Below are 16,442 nucleotides of genomic sequence, written 5' to 3'. Positions count from 1 at the left end.
TGGCGGGGCGGCGCGATGCCGTGCAGGGCGTCCGGGCGGGCGGGCGCGGGCCGAGGGAGGCCGATGCGACCCCTGACCTGAGCCGGCACCGGATTGACAGACTTAGGTAAACCTAACCTACTGTCTGTTCGAGCGAAATGATCTCGTTGCCGTCCCGTCCAGCGGACTGCTCCCTGCCCTGAAAGGCACTCACTGCCCGTGCGGCTCCATCTCCTTGCCGTCAACCCGACTGACTCCGTGACGGAGGGCTTCCTCCCCGCCGCGGCCCGCCTCGGGCTCGCCGTCACCGTGGTCACCGACCAGGTGGCCGCCCACGAGCGGGCCTACGCCCGGCACGCCGCCGCCGGCGGCACCCTGCCCGACCTCGCCTACCTCGCCTGCGACGTACGGGACTTCCGTGAGGTCATCGCCGCCGTCGCGGCCACTGGCAGGCCCGAGGCGGTGTTCAGCAACAGCGACCACCTCCAGGTGCAGACCGCGCTGGTCGCCGACTTCTTCGCACTGCCGGGCAAGGACTGGCGGGCGGCGCTGCGGACCAAGAACAAGGCCGAGTTGCGGCGCGCGCTCGCGGCCGGGGGACTCGACGCCGTACGGTCCGTCGAACTCGGCCCCGAACTCCTCGCGTCGGCCCGGGGCCCGGAGCCGCTGGCCGCGGCGGTCCGGGCGGCCGGGCTGGCCTACCCGTGCGTGGTCAAGCCGCGTGAGGGCGTCGCCAGCGAGGACGTCGCGCTCGTCGCGGACGGCGCCGAACTGGCCGCCCGCTGCCGCGAGACGGCGGCCAGGCGCCCCGGCGCCGCCCTGGTGGTCGAGGAGTACCTGACCGGGCCGCTGCACACGCTGGAGACCCTGGGCGACGCCCGGTCCCTGCACCCCGTCGCCGGCTTCGCCACCGAACTGTCCCCGCCGCCGTACTTCATCGAACAGCGGCTGCGCCTGCTGCCGGGGCCCGCCCCGCACGCCGACCAGGTGTTGGCCCAACTGCGCGCGCTGGGCGTGGGCTTCGGCGCCTGCCACACCGAGTACGTGGTGCAGGGCGAGCGGGCCCGCCTCATCGAGGTCAACTACCGGGCCATAGGGGACCGGTGCGACCTGCTGCTCGCCGACGTGCTCGACCTGCCGCTCTTCGAGCACGTCCTACGGGTGCACACCGGGCAGCCGCTGCCGGCCACGCTCGCCACGGCCCGGGGCGGCCGGGCGCGCATGGAGTACGTGACCGCCGACCGCGCCGGCACGCTGGTCGCGGCCCCGGGCCCGAGCGAGACCGAACACGGCGGCGTACGCATCGCCTACCACCCGCTGCGCGAGATCGGCAGCCACCGGCCACTGCACCACACCAACCGGGACTTCCTCGGCGTGCTCCGCGCCACCGGCGCCGACCAGGACGCCGTCGACCGGGCGGTGGCCGGCTTCCTGGCCGCCCACACCTGGGAGATCCGGCCATGAGCCACCACCACTGCGCGCCCCGCCCGGCGGCCGGCCCACGGGACCAGCAGGCACCGACCGGGCCGACCGGGCCGACCGGGCCGACCGGTCCGATCGGACAAGCTCAGTCGACCGGGCGGGCCCCCTCGCCGGAACCGGCCGAACCGCTGGCACGGGCCGGGTCGTCGGAGCCGGCCCAGCCGGCGGCGCCCGCGTACGACACGCGCCCCGCGCGGGAGGTGCCCCCTGCCGCACCCTCCGACGGGCCTCCCGCCGCCCCGTCCACCGCGCCCCCCGCCGCTCCGTCAGGGGCGCCCCGCGGCGCACCGTCGGGGACGCCCAGAGTCGCCCCGGCCACCGGCGTCCCGGGCCGCCAGGACGCCGCTTGCGACGCCGTCACCGGCGAGTTGCTGCTGCGCGTCCTGAGCACGCTGCTGCGCGAGGACGCCTACGGGTTGCGCTCCGGGGCGCGTACGGTGCGCCGGACGGACGGCGACTGGCTGCGGCTCGACCTGCCCGACGGGCCCGTGCTGTTGCCGGTGGAAGCCGACGGCTTCCAGTGCGAGGTGCGGGCCAGGCGGCCGGTCCTGGAGACCGGGGGCGGCACGCTGGTCGGGTTGGAAGCCGTGTTCGACCGGCTGCGGTCGGCGGTCCAGCCGGTGGACCTGCCCGGGTTCGACGCGTTCGTGGCCGAGTGCGAACAGGAGGTGGCCACCCTGCGGCAGCAGGCCGCCGCCAGCCCCGGCGTGCTCCACGCGCTGACCGTCCGCCACGGGCCGTGCCCGGGGCCCGGTTGGCGGGGCCTGGCCGGCTCGCTCGGATACGACACCCTCGCCGCCCACCGCGACCACCCGCTCTACCCCACCTCGCGCGCGAGGCCCGGGCTCGACGCCGTCGGGCTGCGCGCCCACGCCCCCGAGTTCGCCCCCGAGTTCGCGCTGCGCTGGCTCGCCGTACCGCGCACCGCGCTGCGGTACGGGGCCGGGCCGCTGCCCGACTGGTGGCCGACGCCCGGCGCGCTCGGCCTGACCGGGCTGGACGCGAGCCACCAGGCCGTGCCGGTGCACCCGCTGACCGTGGGCCCGCACCTGACCGCGGCGCTGCGGGCGGCGGGCCTGACCGGCCGGACCGAGCGGGCCGTGCTCGCCCCGCGGCGGTGGCTGCTGGTGCGGCCCACGCTGTCCATGCGGACCGTCGCCGTCGTCGAGGACCCCACCGTGCACCTGAAGCTCCCGCTGGCCACGGCGACGCTCGGGCTGCGCAACCGGCGCACCATCAAGCCCGGCACGCTCGCCGACGGGGCGGCGGGGCAGCGGCTGACGGCGGCGCTGGTGGCCCGCGAGGCACGGTTCGCCAGCACCGTCCTGCTCGCCGACGAACGCACCTACCTGCACGCCGGGCACGAACTGATCGCCGCCCTGGTGCGCCGCTACCCGGCCGGCCTCGACCGGGCGGACGTGGTCCCGCTGGCCGCCCTGTTCGCGCCCCTCCCGGACGGCCCGCTGGTCATCGACGCCCTCGTGGACCGCTACTACGCGGGCGACCTGCTCGCCTTCGTCGACGCCTACGCCACCCTGCTCTTCGACTGGCACACCACGGCCTTCGGCTACGGCGTGGCCCTGGAGGCGCACCAGCAGAACACCTCGCTGGTACTGGACGAGGCGGCCGGCGGGACCCGGCTACGGCTGCTCATCAAGGACCACGACGGCCCCCGGGTACACCCCGCCCGCCTCGCCGCCCGCCTCGCACCCGGCGCGGTGCAACCCCCGCCGGTTCCGGTGCAACCCCCGCCGGCTCCGGCGCGCCCCCCGTCGGCGCACACCCCGCCCGTACGCCCCGAGCCGGTGCCGCCCTCACCTGCGCGCCCGGCGCCCGCCGCGCCACACCCGGCTCCCGCGCGCCCGGCTCCTGCGTATCCGGCTCCCGCGCATCCGGCACCCGTGGCGCCGCACCCGGGCCACCCCGCGGCCACGCCGACCGACCCGGTGGCCCCCGCCCCCGGCCAGGCTGACGCCGCGGCCGTGCGCCCCGACCTCGCCGCGGGCCCCGCTGCCGCCCACCCGGCCGACTCCGGAGCCCCGTGCCCCGACGCCGCCCCGCGCCCCGCAGGTGCCGGGCTCGACCCGTACCGGCTGGGGTTCGACGATCCCCGCATCCTGGTCGACGGCGACGGGCCGGTCGCCGATGTCTTCACCACCATCGCGGTGCACCTGTGCGCCGGGGCCATCGCCTTCGAGCTGGCTCGGCTCGGCCGGGCTCCGCTCGGCGTGCTGCTCGACCTGTTCCGGGCCCGCCTCTGCGCGGCGATCGACCGCCTGCCCACTGCCGGGCCGCAGCCCACGGCCCGGCCGACGGCCGAGCAGCACACCACGGAGCAGCAACCCCCGGGGCAGCCGTCCCCGCAGCGGCCGACCACCGGCGGGGAGCCCGCGCCCGGGGACGTGCTTCGCGCGCGGGTGTTGTTCGCCGACCGGTTGCCGGTCAAGGCGATGGTCACCGCCGGCACGCTGCTCGCCAAGGAGCGTTCGGGGGCCGCCGATGTGAACAAGCACTACGTCAGCGGCCCCAACTACCTGCTGCGCACCTCACGCTGGAGCCGCTGAATGTCATCCACCCTGCCCCACTTCGCCACCCCCGCCCTCGCCTCGGCCGACGAGGTGGTCGCCCACACCCTGCTCAACTGCCTGCTGCGCGAGGTGTCGGGCCCGGAGCGGCACACCGCGGTGAGCGAGGGGCACTTACAGCTCCGCATGCCACGGAGCGGGGTGCTGTTGCGCGTACGGTTGCGCCGCACCTCGCTGATCGGCGCGCACCGCTTCACCGGCCCCGTCGCCGAACGGCGCGGCGCCATCTGGGCCGAACTGTCCTGGCGGGCCCTCGCCACCCGGGTGGACCGGGAGTTGCAGCTACGGACCGGCGTGGCCAACGAGGAGTTCATCGAACAGGTCGTCCTCAGCCACGCCGGCGTCACCGCCGCCCTCCACCACTCCACCACGGACCGCCCCGCTCCCCTCGGCCGTCCCGACCTCCCGGGCCGCCCCGACCTCCCCACCGGCGCTTCCGTCGGCGCCCCCGCGACCGCCGCCGGCCCGGCGGCCCCCGGCCCCGCCCGTACCCCCGTCTCCCGCGCCACCAGGCCCCCCGCCCCCATCGGCCGGACGGCCCCCGCCGGTACGGCAACTGCGAGTACGTCACCTGCGGGTACGGCAACCGCCGCGACGGCCACCGTCAGGACGTCCACTGCCGAGCCAGTCGCCGGCGGGACGACAACCCCCCGCCCGGCGGGCCCCGCGCCGAGCCCCGCCCCCCGCAGCACCCGCGCGCCGGGCGTCCCGCGCGACCCCTACCCGGACCCCTACCTCGCCTCCGAACAGTCCCTGCTGTTCGGGCACCGCTTCCACCCCACACCCAAGGCGCGCTCCGGCAGCGCCGACGGCTGGCGGCAGTACGCGCCCGAGGCCGGCGCCAGGTTCCCGCTGCACCGCCTGGCCGTACGGGCGGACCTGATACGGCAGGAGTCGGTGACCACCACCGCCCTCGCGACGCTCGACCGCCAGGGCCCGGTGCCCGACGGCTACCTGCCGCTGCCCGCCCACCCCTGGCAGTACGCCATGCTCGGCGACCACCCCGCGCTGCGGGCCGCCGTCGCCCGCGGGGACGTCGTGGACCTGGGGCCCGGCGGCCCCTGGTTCGCGCCGACCGCATCGGTGCGCACCCTGTACGACGGGCGGACGTTCCTGAAGTTCAGCCTCAACGTGCGGATCACCAACTGCCTGCGGAAGAACGCCGAGTACGAACTGGCCGGCGCGGTGGCGCTGACCGGGCTGCTCGAACCGGTGGCCCGCGACCTCACCCGCCGCTTCCCCGGCTGCGAGCTGCTGCGCGAGCCCGCCTACCGCACGCTGGCGCTGCGCACCGGCGACGCCGGGGCCGACCGCGAACTGGCCGAGGGGTTCGGCGTCATCGTCCGCGAGGGCCTGGCGGACCGGCTGGCCCCCGGCGTGACCGGGCTGCTGGCCGCCGCGGTCGCCGACGAGTACCCCACCGGCAGCGCCCAGGTCGGCAACCTGCTCGCCGCGCACCGCGCGGGCCCGGGCCCCGGCACCGCGCTCGCCTGGTGGGAGGCGTACCTGCGGCTGCTCGTACCGCCCGTACTCGCCGCCTACTTCGACCACGGCGTGGTACTCGAACCCCACCTCCAGAACGTGGTCGTCGGCGTGGACGGCGACAACTGGCCGCGCCAGGTCCTCTTCCGCGACCTGGAGGGCACCAAGCTGCTGCCCGACCGGCACCGGCGCGCACTGGCGGCCCTGCCGCCGGAGGTGGCCGGGCCGATGACCTACGACCCCCGCCGCGGCTGGGACCGCGTGGTCTACTGCCTGCTGGTCAACCACGTGGCGGAGCTGCTCGCCGCGCTCGCCGACCTCCACCCGGAGCTCGAACCCGCGCTGTGGTCCACCGTGCGCCAGGTGCTGCACGAGCGGTCCGCCGCCCACGGCGAGCCGCCGGCCCTGCGCGCCCTGGCCACCGGCGCGCCCCTGCCCGCCAAGGCCAATCTGTTGACGCGGTGGGGACGCAAGGCCGACCGGGACGCCGGGTACGTACGCATCGGCTCACCGCTCGGCTCCACGCTGCTGTCCGAGGCCGCCCGCGAGGCCGCCGCCACCCTCTCCTGGAGACCCGCATGACCTTCCCGCACCGCTTCGGCCCGCCCCCGCCCGCGCGTCCCGCTCCCGCCCCCCTCGTGCCCACCGCGGCCGACAGCCACGACCTGGTGAGCCCGCGCGCGCTCAGCCACGCCCGCGGCCTGCCAGCGGACGACCTGCCCGCCTACCTCTACGACCTCGATGCCCTGGACGCCCACGCCGCCGCCGTCCGCGCCGCGATCCCGGCCTCGGTCGAGCTGTACTACGCGGCGAAGGCCAACCCCGCGGCCGAGGTCCTGCGCGCCCTGTCCACGCACGTCACCGGGTACGAGGTGGCCTCGGGCGGGGAGCTCGCGCACGTCGGCTCGGCGGTCCCGGGGGCGCCGCTGGCCTTCGGCGGCCCCGGCAAGACCGAGGCGGAGCTGCGGCGCGCGCTCGACCTCGGCGTGCAGCGCTTCCACGTGGAGTCCGAGCACGAACTGCGGCTGCTGACCGGGCTGGTCGCGGCCCGCCCGCGGGCGGACGCCCGCCCCGTCGGCGTGCTGCTGCGCGTCAACCTGCCGACCGACCAGGGCGCCCCCGCGCAGCAGGGCGGCGCGCAGCCGCAGCGGGAGGCCGACAGCGAGCACGTGCCGGCCCAGCGCGTTGCCCCCGAGGCGGGCGGCGCGCTGGGGCAGGGCCCGCGCGCCGCGCTCACCATGGGCGGCGTGCCCAGCCCCTTCGGGCTCGACCCGGACCAGATCGGTCGGCTGCTGCCGCTGTTCGCCGAGGACGGCGCCGCCACCCGGGCCGGGCTGCGGCTGCGCGGCGTCCACGCGCACCTGGCCAGCGGGCTCGACGTCCGGGCCCAACTCGCCACGGCGGAGCGCATCGTGCGCTGGACCCGTGGCCTGGCCGCCGGCGCCGGGCCGTGGTTCGCGGCCCAGCTCACCGAGGTCAACGTCGGTGGCGGGATGGCCGTGGACTACACCCGCCCCACCGAACGCTTCGATTGGGCCGCGTACGGCGCGGGGCTCGGCGAGCTCGCCGCCCGGCACCCCCAGTTCACCCTGCGCATCGAACCCGGCCGGGCGCTGGCCGCGTACTGCGGCTGGTACGTGACGGAGGTGCTGGACGTCAAGCACAGCCAGGGCGAGGCGTTCGCGGTGCTCCGCGGCGGCACCCACCACCTGCGCACCCCCGTCACCAAGGGGCATGACCAGCCGTTCGCCGTGCTGCCGGTGGACGGTTGGCCGCGCAGTTGGCCGCGGCCGGGTGCGAGCGGCGAACCGGTGACCCTCACCGGCCAGTTGTGCACCCCCAAGGACGTGCTGGCCACCCGGGTCCCCACGGAGCGGCTGCGCGCCGCCGACCGCGTCGTCTTCGCCCTGGCCGGTGCGTACGCCTGGAACATCTCCCACCACGACTTCCTGATGCACCCGCGCCCGGTCTTCCACTTCCTGGGCAGCCCGCCGTACTGATTCCTGGGCAGCCCGTCGTACTGATCCGCTGCGGTCCGTGTGCCTCGCGCTGGCTGGGGCCGGGCTCGGGGGCCGGGGGCGCGCTCCCCGGGTGGAAAACCGGTGGTCCGCCGGGCCGAGCGGGGGCAGAGTGGAGCGGCCTGGTCCGGCCCCGTCCGGGCCGGGCCGCGGTGCGTCGGGCACCGGCGCGCCTCGGTCCTGCGCGCTCCGTACGGGCCTGACCGGGCGGGTTCGGGTCCGCGCGGGCTGCGCGGGGCTGCGGACTGCCGTGCGCTCCGCGTGCGTTGATGGGCCCGTCGCGCGCCCGCGCGACATAGCCCGTGCGCCCGCGCGACGCAGCCCGCTCCAGGCGGCGAGCGGGTAACTCCGGACGAGACCACACACGATCAGCGAGACCAGAAGCGCGCCGGTGCGGGCGGGCGGCTGGCGAGGGGACGGCACATGGCAGGGACCACGCCGGAGGCGCTGCCTCCGGGCAGCGACATCACGGTCAGGTTGGTCAAGCGGGAGCGCGAGAAGGTGCGCTATCCGGCCCGGGTGATCGGCGACGACGGCAACCACGTGGTGGTCCGCGCGCCGTGGGCCGGCGCCGGCACCCGTGACTTCGGCTTCGTCCGCTTCGAGCACGGCGACGTGTTCACCGAGCACTACTGGCGCGACCGCTGGTTCGCGATCAAGGAGGTGCGTGACGCGCGGGGTTCGCTCAAGGGCTGGTACTGCGACGTGACCCGGCCGGCCGGCGTCGACGGCGCGACGCTCGCCGTTACTGACCTCGATCTCGACCTGTGGTGCTCGGCCGACGGCGGCACGGTGCTCAGGCTCGACGAGGACGAGTTCGCCGAGAGCGGCCTGGCCGAAGCGGACCCGCAGGCGGCTGCCCAGGCGTGGGCCGCCCTGGACGCCCTGGAACGGCTGGCCCGCAACGGCGGCTTCGGCCCACTGCTGGCCGTCTGACGCCCCCACGGCCCCGCGGGGCTCCCGGGGGACACCGGGACCGCACGGGGCCGCACAGCCACCCGTAGCGCGCCGTACGGACCCGCACCGCAGCCCCGGACGGAGCACGGCGCAGCCGGTACGGAGCACGGCGCGGCCGGTACGGGGCACGGCGCGGCCGGTACGGAGCGGGGCCCGGGCGGCGGGCCGGTCCCGGCCCGGTTGCCCGTGGCCCACCCCGCACGCGTACGCGCGTACCGCCGCACGGGAACACACCGCCCACGGTGCGCACCCCGCGCGGGCCCGCGCGGGCGGGGCGTTCCGTCAGCCGGTCCTCAGGCCAGCCACCGGTAGCGCCGCTCGGGCCGCCCCGTACCGCCGTACCGCAGCGTGATGTCCGCGCGGCCGGTCTCCGCGAAGTACTCCAGGTAGCGGCGGGCGCTGACCCGGGAGAGTTCGCCGGCCGCCGCGCACTCGGAGGCCGAAAGCCCCTCCGGGTGTTGACGCAGTACGCGCTCCACCAGTTCGGCCGTGTGTTGCGCGAGCCCCTTCGGCAGTTCCCGCGAACCCGGTGGACGGGTGCCGAAGATCTGGTCCACGTCCTCCTGGCTGGCCTCCTGGCTCGTCTCGTCCAACCCGTTGAGGCGGTGGCGCAGCGCGCCGATGTGCCGCAACTGCTCCTGGAGCGCGCTCTGGTGGAAGGGCTTGATCAGGTAGTGCAGGGCGCCGGAGCGCAGTGCGGTGCGGATGGTGTGCGCGTCCCGCGCCGCCGTGATGAACAGCGCGTCCACCTGGTGCCGCGGATCGCGGGCCCGCAATTCGCGCAGCACGGTCAGGCCGTCCATGTCCGGCAGGTAGACGTCGAGCAGTACGAGATCGGGCCGCAGTAACTCTGCGGCGCGCAGCGCCTCAGCGCCGCTGTGGGCGACGCCGGCCACGGTGAAGCCCTCCGTGGCTGCGACGCATCGGCTGTGCAGCCTGGCGACCATGAAATCGTCGTCCACGACCAGGACTCTGGTCATCGACGCCCCCCTTGCTTGTGCGGCCCGCTGCGGGGCGGACTATGCCTGTGTCAGCTACCCGGCAGCGGACGTGAACTCAACGACCACAACGTCTTTTAATACCGGAAGCGAGACAATGAGGTAACCCGCGGGAAGCATGTGGGCCACGTCACGGCCTCCCCGACCGTGCGGGGCGGTCGGTGCTCCCCCCGGCGCCGACCGCCTCGTTTTCCCTGTCCGCCCTACCGATGTCACCAGCACCACCCCCCACACCCCCACGAACGGGCACCACCCAGCACCGAGATCCAACCCCCCATGGCCGGACCCCGCTCCCCCCTCACGGGGCTCCGGCAGTTCCGCCCTGGCGCGTACGCTTTCATCCCCCCTCGCGCGCCAGGGCGGATTTTTCTGCCCTCCTTCCTCCGGGTTCCCCGCGAGCCGGCGGCCCGCCCCGGCCCCCTTCCGGCCTGGCCCGCCCGCTCCTGCGCCGCGCGTCGCCGCCCGTGGGGCCCCGGGTCCAACTCCCGCCGCCAGGCCGCCACGCGCCCGGTTGACCACCCCGCGTACCGATCGGTACAGTCGCTTGCGTACCGATCGGTACGCACCGGCGTGGGCGACCTCGCCGATGCGGCGACCGGTGGTGCGGCGGCGGCTCCCACGGCGCCGTCGTACCGGGGCCGTACAGTGCGACAGGACGAACGGACGGGGGCGGGATGGTCGAGGACGCGGGGAAGCGCTCGCCGGCGGGGGAGCGGGTGTGGCGGGCGGCGTGCGAGCTGTTCGCGCGCGATGGCATCCGCTCGGTCGGCGTGGCCGAGATCGCGGCGGCCTCGGGGGTCGGCAAGCCGAGCCTCTACCGCAACTTCGGTTCCAAGGACGAACTCGCCGTCGCCTACGTGCAGGCGCAGGCGGTCGCCGGGCTCGCCTCCTTCGAGGTGGCCAGGCGCGCCTGTCCGGACGACGTGCGGGCCCAACTCCGGCACGTGATCGACCGCGTCGCGGGCGAGATGGGCACGCCCGGCTACCGCGGCTGCGTCATCGCCAACACCGCGATCGAGTTCCCCGACCGGGACCACCCGGTGCGCCGGGCCGTCGACGAGCTCAAGGCCGAGCATCTGCGACGCCTGACCGCCCTGGTCGCCCAGTTGCCGGTGCGCGACCCGGACGGGCTGGCCTATGCGCTCCAGATCCTGCTGGAAGGGGCGGGCGCCACCGCCCAGTTCCACTCCGTCGAACGGTCCCGCGCCGCCCTGCCCGAGGCCGCCGACCGGCTCATCGACTCCCACCTCCAGGGGTAGCACCCCACGACACCCGGGCCGCGCGGCGTGCCCATACCCTTCCCCGGCCGCGAACCGAGTCATCCCGACCGCCTTGCCCTGCCTGCCGCGCCCCGCTGATCCGACCCCGTGGCGCCCCGACGGGCAACGCCGCGGTGCCGTGCGGGCGGGCCGCCAACGGGCCTGTGCCGGCCCCCGAGGCCACGCCCCGGCCCGCGGCCGACCGGGCCCCGTCCCGCGCCCGCCCCGCGCCCGCCCCGTACGTCCCCGCTCGGCCTTGCCGCGCCCTCAGCAGGCCCAGCAAACAGCGCTTTATCTCCACATTTCCACCCAGCAAGGAGAAGCCCATGCCCCTGCCCACACCCTCCTCCTCCGCACTCCAACCCGAGCCAGAGCCCGAGCCCGCATACGCCCCCGCCCCCGCCCCCGCACGCACGAAGGAACCGGCACCAGTGACCGCGCCCACACCCGTCACCGCGCCCGACCCCACCCCCGTCTTCGACCCGGAACACGCCGAGCGCCTCATCCGCGGTCGCCGTGCCACCCGTGCCTACCGCCCCGACCCGGTGCCGGAGGAGACGCTGCGCCGCGTCTTCGCCCTGGCCGCCGCCGCACCCTCCAGCTCCAACACCCAGCCCTGGCAGGTCGAGGTGGTCAGCGGTGCGGCGCGGGACGCCCTCAGCCGCGACCTGCTGGCCGCGGCCGAGGAGGAGCGGCTGTCCCTGGACTTCCCGTACCAGGACGACCTGTACGCCGACGTCCACCGGCAGCGCCGCAGCGAGGCCGGCGCGCTCATGTACGGCGCCATGGGGGTGGCCCGCGACGACCTGGCGGGCCGGGCCGCGGTCAACCGCGAGAGCCTGCGCTTCTACGGCGCCCCGCACGTGGCCCTGCTCTTCCTGCCGCCGAACGCCGACGCCCGCATGGTCAACGACGTGGGCATGTACGCCCAGACGCTGCTGCTCGCGCTGACCGCGTACGGCGTGGCGAGCTGCCCGCAGGGGTTGCTCGGCTTCTACGCGGACACCATCCGCGCCTCGCTCCGCCTCACCGAGGAGCGGCCCAAGCTCATGATCGGCATCTCCTTCGGCTACGCCGACCCCGCCTCGTCCTGGAACGCCGTCACCGTCCCGCGCGCGGACCTCGGTGAGACGACGCGTTTTCGCGAGTAGGTTGCCCCGCCTTGACACGGCGCCGGCCGTCCCGACGAATGGGGGCATGCCTGACGATGAGCTGGCGCACGTACTGACGGCGGTGGGGCCGCGGCTGCGGGCCCTGCGGATCGCCCGGGGGATGACCCTGGCGCAACTCGGTGAGCGGACCGGGATCTCGCTCAGCACGCTCTCCCGGCTCGAATCGGGGCACCGCGAGCCCACCCTGAAGCTGCTGCTGCCGCTGGCCAAGGTGTACGGCGTGGCGCTGGACGAACTCGTCGGCGCGCCCGCGACCGGCGATCCGCGCATCCACCCGCGGCCGTTCACCCGGCACGGGCAGACCTGGATTCCGCTCACCCACTACCTGGGCGGGCTGCACGCGTACAAGCAGATCCTCCCGGTCCGCCCGGCCGGCGCGCGGGACCGGCCGGCGCAGGGCAGTCACGAGGGGTACGAGTGGCTGTACGTGCTCTCCGGCCGGCTGTTGCTCGCCCTCGGCGACCACGACCTGGTGCTGACGGCGGGAGAGGCGGCCGAGTTCGACACCCGCACCCCGCACGGCGTGGCCAACGCGGGTGACCTGCCGGTGGAATGGCTCGCGCTGTACGGGGCGCAGGGCGAGCGGATGCACGTACGGGCCCGTCCCGCGGCCACGGCCGGACCCGGCGGGGCAGCCGCGCCGGGAGGCCCGCCGGCCGCTCCACCCTCAGCCACCCCATCGGCGGACGCCCCGTCCCCTCCGTCAGCCGCCCCTCCGGCGGACGCCCAGGCCGGCCCGGGGGCCGGGATAGCAGCAGGCCCCGGAAAGGCCCCCGAGCGGCGCCGTAGCGGGTCAGGAGCCGGCGCCCAGGCCCGCCCGTAGCCCCGTAGTCGGTGTAGCCCCCTGGCCCGCAGCCACCAGCTCCCCGACTCACACCAGGGACTTGAACGCCCGCCGTTCGCCCTGGGCGGGCCGGTAGCCGAAGCGGCGGTTGATGGCCAGCATCGGCTGGTTGTCCGTGTCGTTGCCGGTGAAGGCGGTGCGGAAGCCGGCGGCCCGGGCGCGGTGCAGGGAGACCGTCTTGGCCAGCGTGGCCAATCCGCGCCCGCGGTGGCCGCGGCGGGTGCCGGTCATCCCCGACTGGTAGCGGTCCCTGCGGTCGGTGTGGACGACCGTGAACGCCGCGATGGCGCCGTCGACCAGGGCCACGATGGACAGTTCGCGGTCGAAATCGGGGTGTTCCCAGTACAGCGCGTGCCACTCGGCGAGGTCGATCCGGTGGCCGCCGAGGTCGCCCGGCTCGTCGGCGGTGACCTCCACGTCCGCCGCGTAGAACTCCTCCACGCGGTCCGTGAGCTCGGCGACGCTGCGCAACTCCACGCCGGCCGGCAGGTCGGCCGGGTCCGGCAGCGGCGGCAGTTCGGCGGTGGCCAGGTCCAGCCGTTGGAAGACCGAGCCGCGGCTGAGCTGGTAGCCGCGGCGCTCGGCGAAGCCCAGGTGCGGCTGGTCGTCGAGGACCCAGGCGTAGAGCGAGGTGGCGCCCTCGGCGGCCAGATAGCGTTCGGCCTCGGCCAGCATGGCCGAGCCCACGCCCCGGCCGCGGGCGTCCGGGTGCACCGACGGATTGCTGAAGGAGCGGCCGGGCTCGGGATGGTCGAAGGCCAGCCCGGTGTGGGCGGTGGCGACGATCCGGCCGTCCAGCTCGCCGATCAGCAGCCGGTAGCGCTGCCCGGCGGGGGCGTTGGCCACCTGGCCCGCCACCGATTCCGGTGTCGTCACCATGAACGGGATGGCCGCACGGCGCACCTCGGCCACCGCCTCGGCGTCCGCCGGGTGGAAGTCGCGAATGATCACAGTCATGGCGCTGCACGCTACGTGCCGATCTCGCCATCCGCCCCGCATTTTTTCCCGGCCGGCGCCCCGGCCGCCCGGCGCCGGCACGGCACCCGGCACCGCCCGACACGCGCAGGGTCCGGCGATCGGGCAGGTCGCGGCGGTGCAGGCCGCGCACCGCCGCGCTGGCCGATTAGCTGCTTCGTACACCTGTATGCATGGTCGCTGCACCTATACGCCGCGTACGGTGACGCCGCGACCTCCGCCGCCCGCCCCCGGGCGCCCCGGCGGAGCCGCACCGAAGGGGGTAGCGCCGCGCCCCGGGCCCGCCCGGGGTGGCGAACCGAAGGAGGCACCGCAAACCATGTGCGGCATCACCGGATGGATCTCCTACGACCGTGACCTCACTGGCGAGCAGACCGCCATCGACGCCATGACGCAGACCATGGCCTGCCGCGGCCCGGACGCCGGCGGCACCTGGCTGGCGGGCCACGCGGCGCTCGGCCACCGCCGGCTCGCCGTCATCGACCTGCCCGGCGGCGTCCAGCCGATGACCGCCACCGCCGACGGCCGCACCGAGGCCGTCCTCAGCTACAGCGGCGAGGTCTACAACCACCGCGAGCTGCGGGCCGAACTGCGCTCGCGCGGCCACGTCTTCCGTACCCGCAGCGACACCGAAGTCGTGCTCCGCGCCTACCTGGAGTGGGGCGCGGGCTGCGCCGAGCGGCTGAACGGCATGTACGCGTTCGCCGCATGGGACCCGCGCACCCAGGAGTTGCTGCTGGTCAGGGACCGGATGGGGATCAAGCCGCTCTACTGCTACCCCACGCCCGACGGCGTGCTCTTCGGCTCCGAACCCAAGGCGATCCTCGCCCACCAGGCCGTGCCGGCCATCGTGGACGCCGAGGGCCTGGCCGAGTTGGTCTCCTTCACCAAGACCCCGGGCCACGCCGCCTACCAGGGCATGTACGAGGTGCGCCCGGGCCACACCGTACGGGTGCGGCGCACCGGGGTCAGCGCGCACCGCTACTGGGGTCTTGAGGCCGACGACCACACCGACGACCTGCCGACCACCGTCGGCCGGGTCCGCGAACTGCTCATTGACATCGTTGCCCGACAGTTGGTGGCCGACGTGCCGCTGTGCACCCTGCTCTCCGGCGGCCTGGACTCCTCCACGCTGACCGCGCTGGCCGCCGGCCAACTCGCCGCCGCCGGCCGCGGCCCCGTCCGCTCCTTCGCCGTCGACTTCGCCGGCCACGCCGAACACTTCCGGGCCAGCGACCTGCGCCCCACACCTGACGGCCCGTACGCCCACGCGCTGGCCGATCACGTCGGCGCCGACCACCGCGACATCGTCCTGGACACCGCGGCCCTGATGGACCGCGACCACCGCGCCCGGGTGCTCGGCGCCCGCGACACCCCGGACGGCTTCGGCGACGCCGACACCTCGCTCTACCTGCTCTTCAAGGCCGTACGGGAACACTCGACGGTCGCCCTGTCCGGTGAGTCGGCCGACGAGGTGTTCGGCGGCTACGGCTGGTTCCACCAACCGCACACCGTGCGGGCCGACACCTTCCCGTGGAGCGTCGTCGACCTCGCCTCCTCCTTCGTCGGCGGCGGGCGCACCGCCCGCACCGCCCTGCTCGACCAGTCCCTCGTCGGCAAGCTCGACCTCGCCGGCTACCGGGCGGCCCGCTACCACGACGCGCTCGCCGAGGTGCCGCACCGCGACGGCGACGACCCAACGGAGCGGCGCATGCGCGAGCTGTGTTACCTGGGCCTGACCCGCTTCCTCCAGATCCTCCTGGACCGCAAGGACCGCACCAGCATGGCCGTCGGCCTCGAAGTGCGGGTGCCCTTCTGTGACCACCGGCTGGTCTCGTACGTCTTCAACACGCCCTGGGCGATGAAGACCTTCGACGGCCGGGAGAAGTCCCTGCTGCGCGCCGCCGCCCAGGACCTGCTGCCGCGCGCCGTCGTGGACCGGGTCAAGAGCCCCTACCCGGCCACCCAGGACCCCCGCTACGCCCGCGCGCTCCGGGCGGAACTGCACCGGCTCGCCGCCGACCGCAACGCGCCCGTTCGCCCCCTGCTGGACGAACGCACGCTGCGCGCTGCGCTGACCGACCCCACCGGGGAACGGCTGCGGGCCAGCACCGAACTGGTCCTGGGCATCGACGCCTGGCTGCGGCGTTACGACATCACGCTGGAGTTGTGACCCGGTGTGGTGACCGGTGCCCCGGGGCCGCACGGAGCTGGTCACAATGGGGCGGTGTCCCCTCACCCGTCAGGAGCCCGCCCCGTGACCCTGCGCATCACCGTCGAACCCGACACCGGCACCGCCCCCTTCGAGCAGGTCCGCAGCCAGGTGGCCGACCAGGCCAGGAGCGGCCTCCTGCCGGTGGGGTACAAACTGCCGACGGTGCGCGGCCTGGCCCAGGACCTGGGGCTCGCGGCGAACACGGTCGCCAAGGCGTACCGCGCGCTGGAGACGGACGGCGTGATCGAGACCCGGGGCCGACACGGCTCTTTCATCGCCGCCGCCGCTGACGCCGCCGCCCGCGAACTGGCCACCGCCGCCGAGCAGTACGCGCGCCGCGCCCACCACCTGGGCGTGGACCGGGCGACGGCCACGGCGGCGGTCACGGACGCACTGCGCGCCGCGTACGGCACGGGCTGAAGCCGCGTACGGCACGGGCTGAAGCCGCGTACGGCACGGGCTGAAGCCGCGTACGG

Annotated in this window: 11 protein-coding genes and 1 pseudogene; 10 read left to right on the top strand and 2 right to left on the bottom strand. The window is 75.5% G+C overall.

What is annotated here, in order from left to right:
- Positions 1-198 precede the first annotated feature (198 nt).
- The 5 genes from ACMA1D_RS16710 to ACMA1D_RS16690 all read left to right on the top strand — a co-directional run bounded on the left by ACMA1D_RS16710 (position 199) and on the right by ACMA1D_RS16690 (position 8,482).
- Entirely contained in the window at positions 199-1,443 is a 1,245-nt protein-coding gene (locus tag ACMA1D_RS16710; protein ID WP_414724770.1) for an ATP-grasp domain-containing protein, read from the top strand.
- The gene (locus ACMA1D_RS16705; protein ID WP_414724769.1) at positions 1,440-4,025 is read left to right on the top strand and encodes an IucA/IucC family protein; all 2,586 of its coding nucleotides are present in this window, start codon (positions 1,440-1,442) and stop codon (positions 4,023-4,025) included. Before ACMA1D_RS16710 ends, ACMA1D_RS16705 begins: the two co-directional genes overlap by 4 nt.
- Positions 4,026-6,110, top strand: coding sequence for an IucA/IucC family protein (locus tag ACMA1D_RS16700; protein ID WP_414724768.1), 2,085 nt, complete (start codon positions 4,026-4,028; stop codon positions 6,108-6,110).
- The gene (locus ACMA1D_RS16695) at positions 6,107-7,528 is read left to right on the top strand and encodes a type III PLP-dependent enzyme (protein WP_414724767.1); all 1,422 of its coding nucleotides are present in this window, start codon (positions 6,107-6,109) and stop codon (positions 7,526-7,528) included. Before ACMA1D_RS16700 ends, ACMA1D_RS16695 begins: the two co-directional genes overlap by 4 nt.
- Positions 7,529-7,969: 441 nt before the next feature.
- Complete coding sequence (locus ACMA1D_RS16690; RefSeq protein WP_414724766.1) at positions 7,970-8,482, top strand: DUF402 domain-containing protein; 513 nt, start codon at positions 7,970-7,972, stop codon at positions 8,480-8,482.
- A gap of 314 nt (positions 8,483-8,796) precedes the next feature.
- Here the strand turns inward: ACMA1D_RS16690 and ACMA1D_RS16685 are convergent, their stop codons facing one another.
- The gene (locus ACMA1D_RS16685; protein ID WP_414724765.1) at positions 8,797-9,483 is read right to left on the bottom strand and encodes a response regulator; all 687 of its coding nucleotides are present in this window, start codon (positions 9,481-9,483) and stop codon (positions 8,797-8,799) included.
- Between the two features lie 692 nt (positions 9,484-10,175).
- On the opposite strand from ACMA1D_RS16685, the gene ACMA1D_RS16680 reads away from it, so the two are divergent.
- From ACMA1D_RS16680 to ACMA1D_RS16670, 3 genes and pseudogenes are all read left to right on the top strand, one after another.
- Entirely contained in the window at positions 10,176-10,760 is a 585-nt protein-coding gene (locus tag ACMA1D_RS16680; RefSeq protein WP_414724764.1) for a TetR/AcrR family transcriptional regulator, read from the top strand.
- Between the two features lie 431 nt (positions 10,761-11,191).
- The gene (locus ACMA1D_RS16675) at positions 11,192-11,911 is read left to right on the top strand and encodes a nitroreductase (RefSeq protein ID WP_414724763.1); all 720 of its coding nucleotides are present in this window, start codon (positions 11,192-11,194) and stop codon (positions 11,909-11,911) included.
- Positions 11,912-11,957: 46 nt separating this feature from the next.
- Positions 11,958-12,545 (top strand): annotated as a pseudogene (locus tag ACMA1D_RS16670) (XRE family transcriptional regulator); the annotation flags it as partial.
- A gap of 258 nt (positions 12,546-12,803) precedes the next feature.
- On the opposite strand, the gene ACMA1D_RS16665 reads toward ACMA1D_RS16670, so the two are convergent.
- On the bottom strand, positions 12,804-13,733 hold the full coding sequence (locus tag ACMA1D_RS16665) for an N-acetyltransferase family protein (protein ID WP_414724762.1): 930 nt from the start codon (positions 13,731-13,733) through the stop codon (positions 12,804-12,806).
- Positions 13,734-14,070: 337 nt separating this feature from the next.
- Between ACMA1D_RS16665 and asnB the strand changes: the two genes are divergently transcribed.
- Together asnB and ACMA1D_RS16655 are read left to right on the top strand one after the other, a co-directional pair.
- Positions 14,071-15,924, top strand: a complete 1,854-nt coding sequence (gene asnB / locus ACMA1D_RS16660) for an asparagine synthase (glutamine-hydrolyzing) (RefSeq protein WP_414724761.1) — start codon at positions 14,071-14,073, stop codon at positions 15,922-15,924.
- Between the two features lie 84 nt (positions 15,925-16,008).
- Positions 16,009-16,386, top strand: a complete 378-nt coding sequence (locus ACMA1D_RS16655; protein WP_414724760.1) for a GntR family transcriptional regulator — start codon at positions 16,009-16,011, stop codon at positions 16,384-16,386.
- The last annotated feature ends 56 nt before the right edge of the window (positions 16,387-16,442 follow it).

It is taken from the genome of Streptomyces sp. 796.1, assembly GCF_047525675.1.
Classification (GTDB): domain Bacteria; phylum Actinomycetota; class Actinomycetes; order Streptomycetales; family Streptomycetaceae; genus Streptomyces.
The sequence above is the reverse complement of the archived record's forward strand: the minus strand, read 5'-3'. Positions and strand labels throughout refer to the sequence as shown.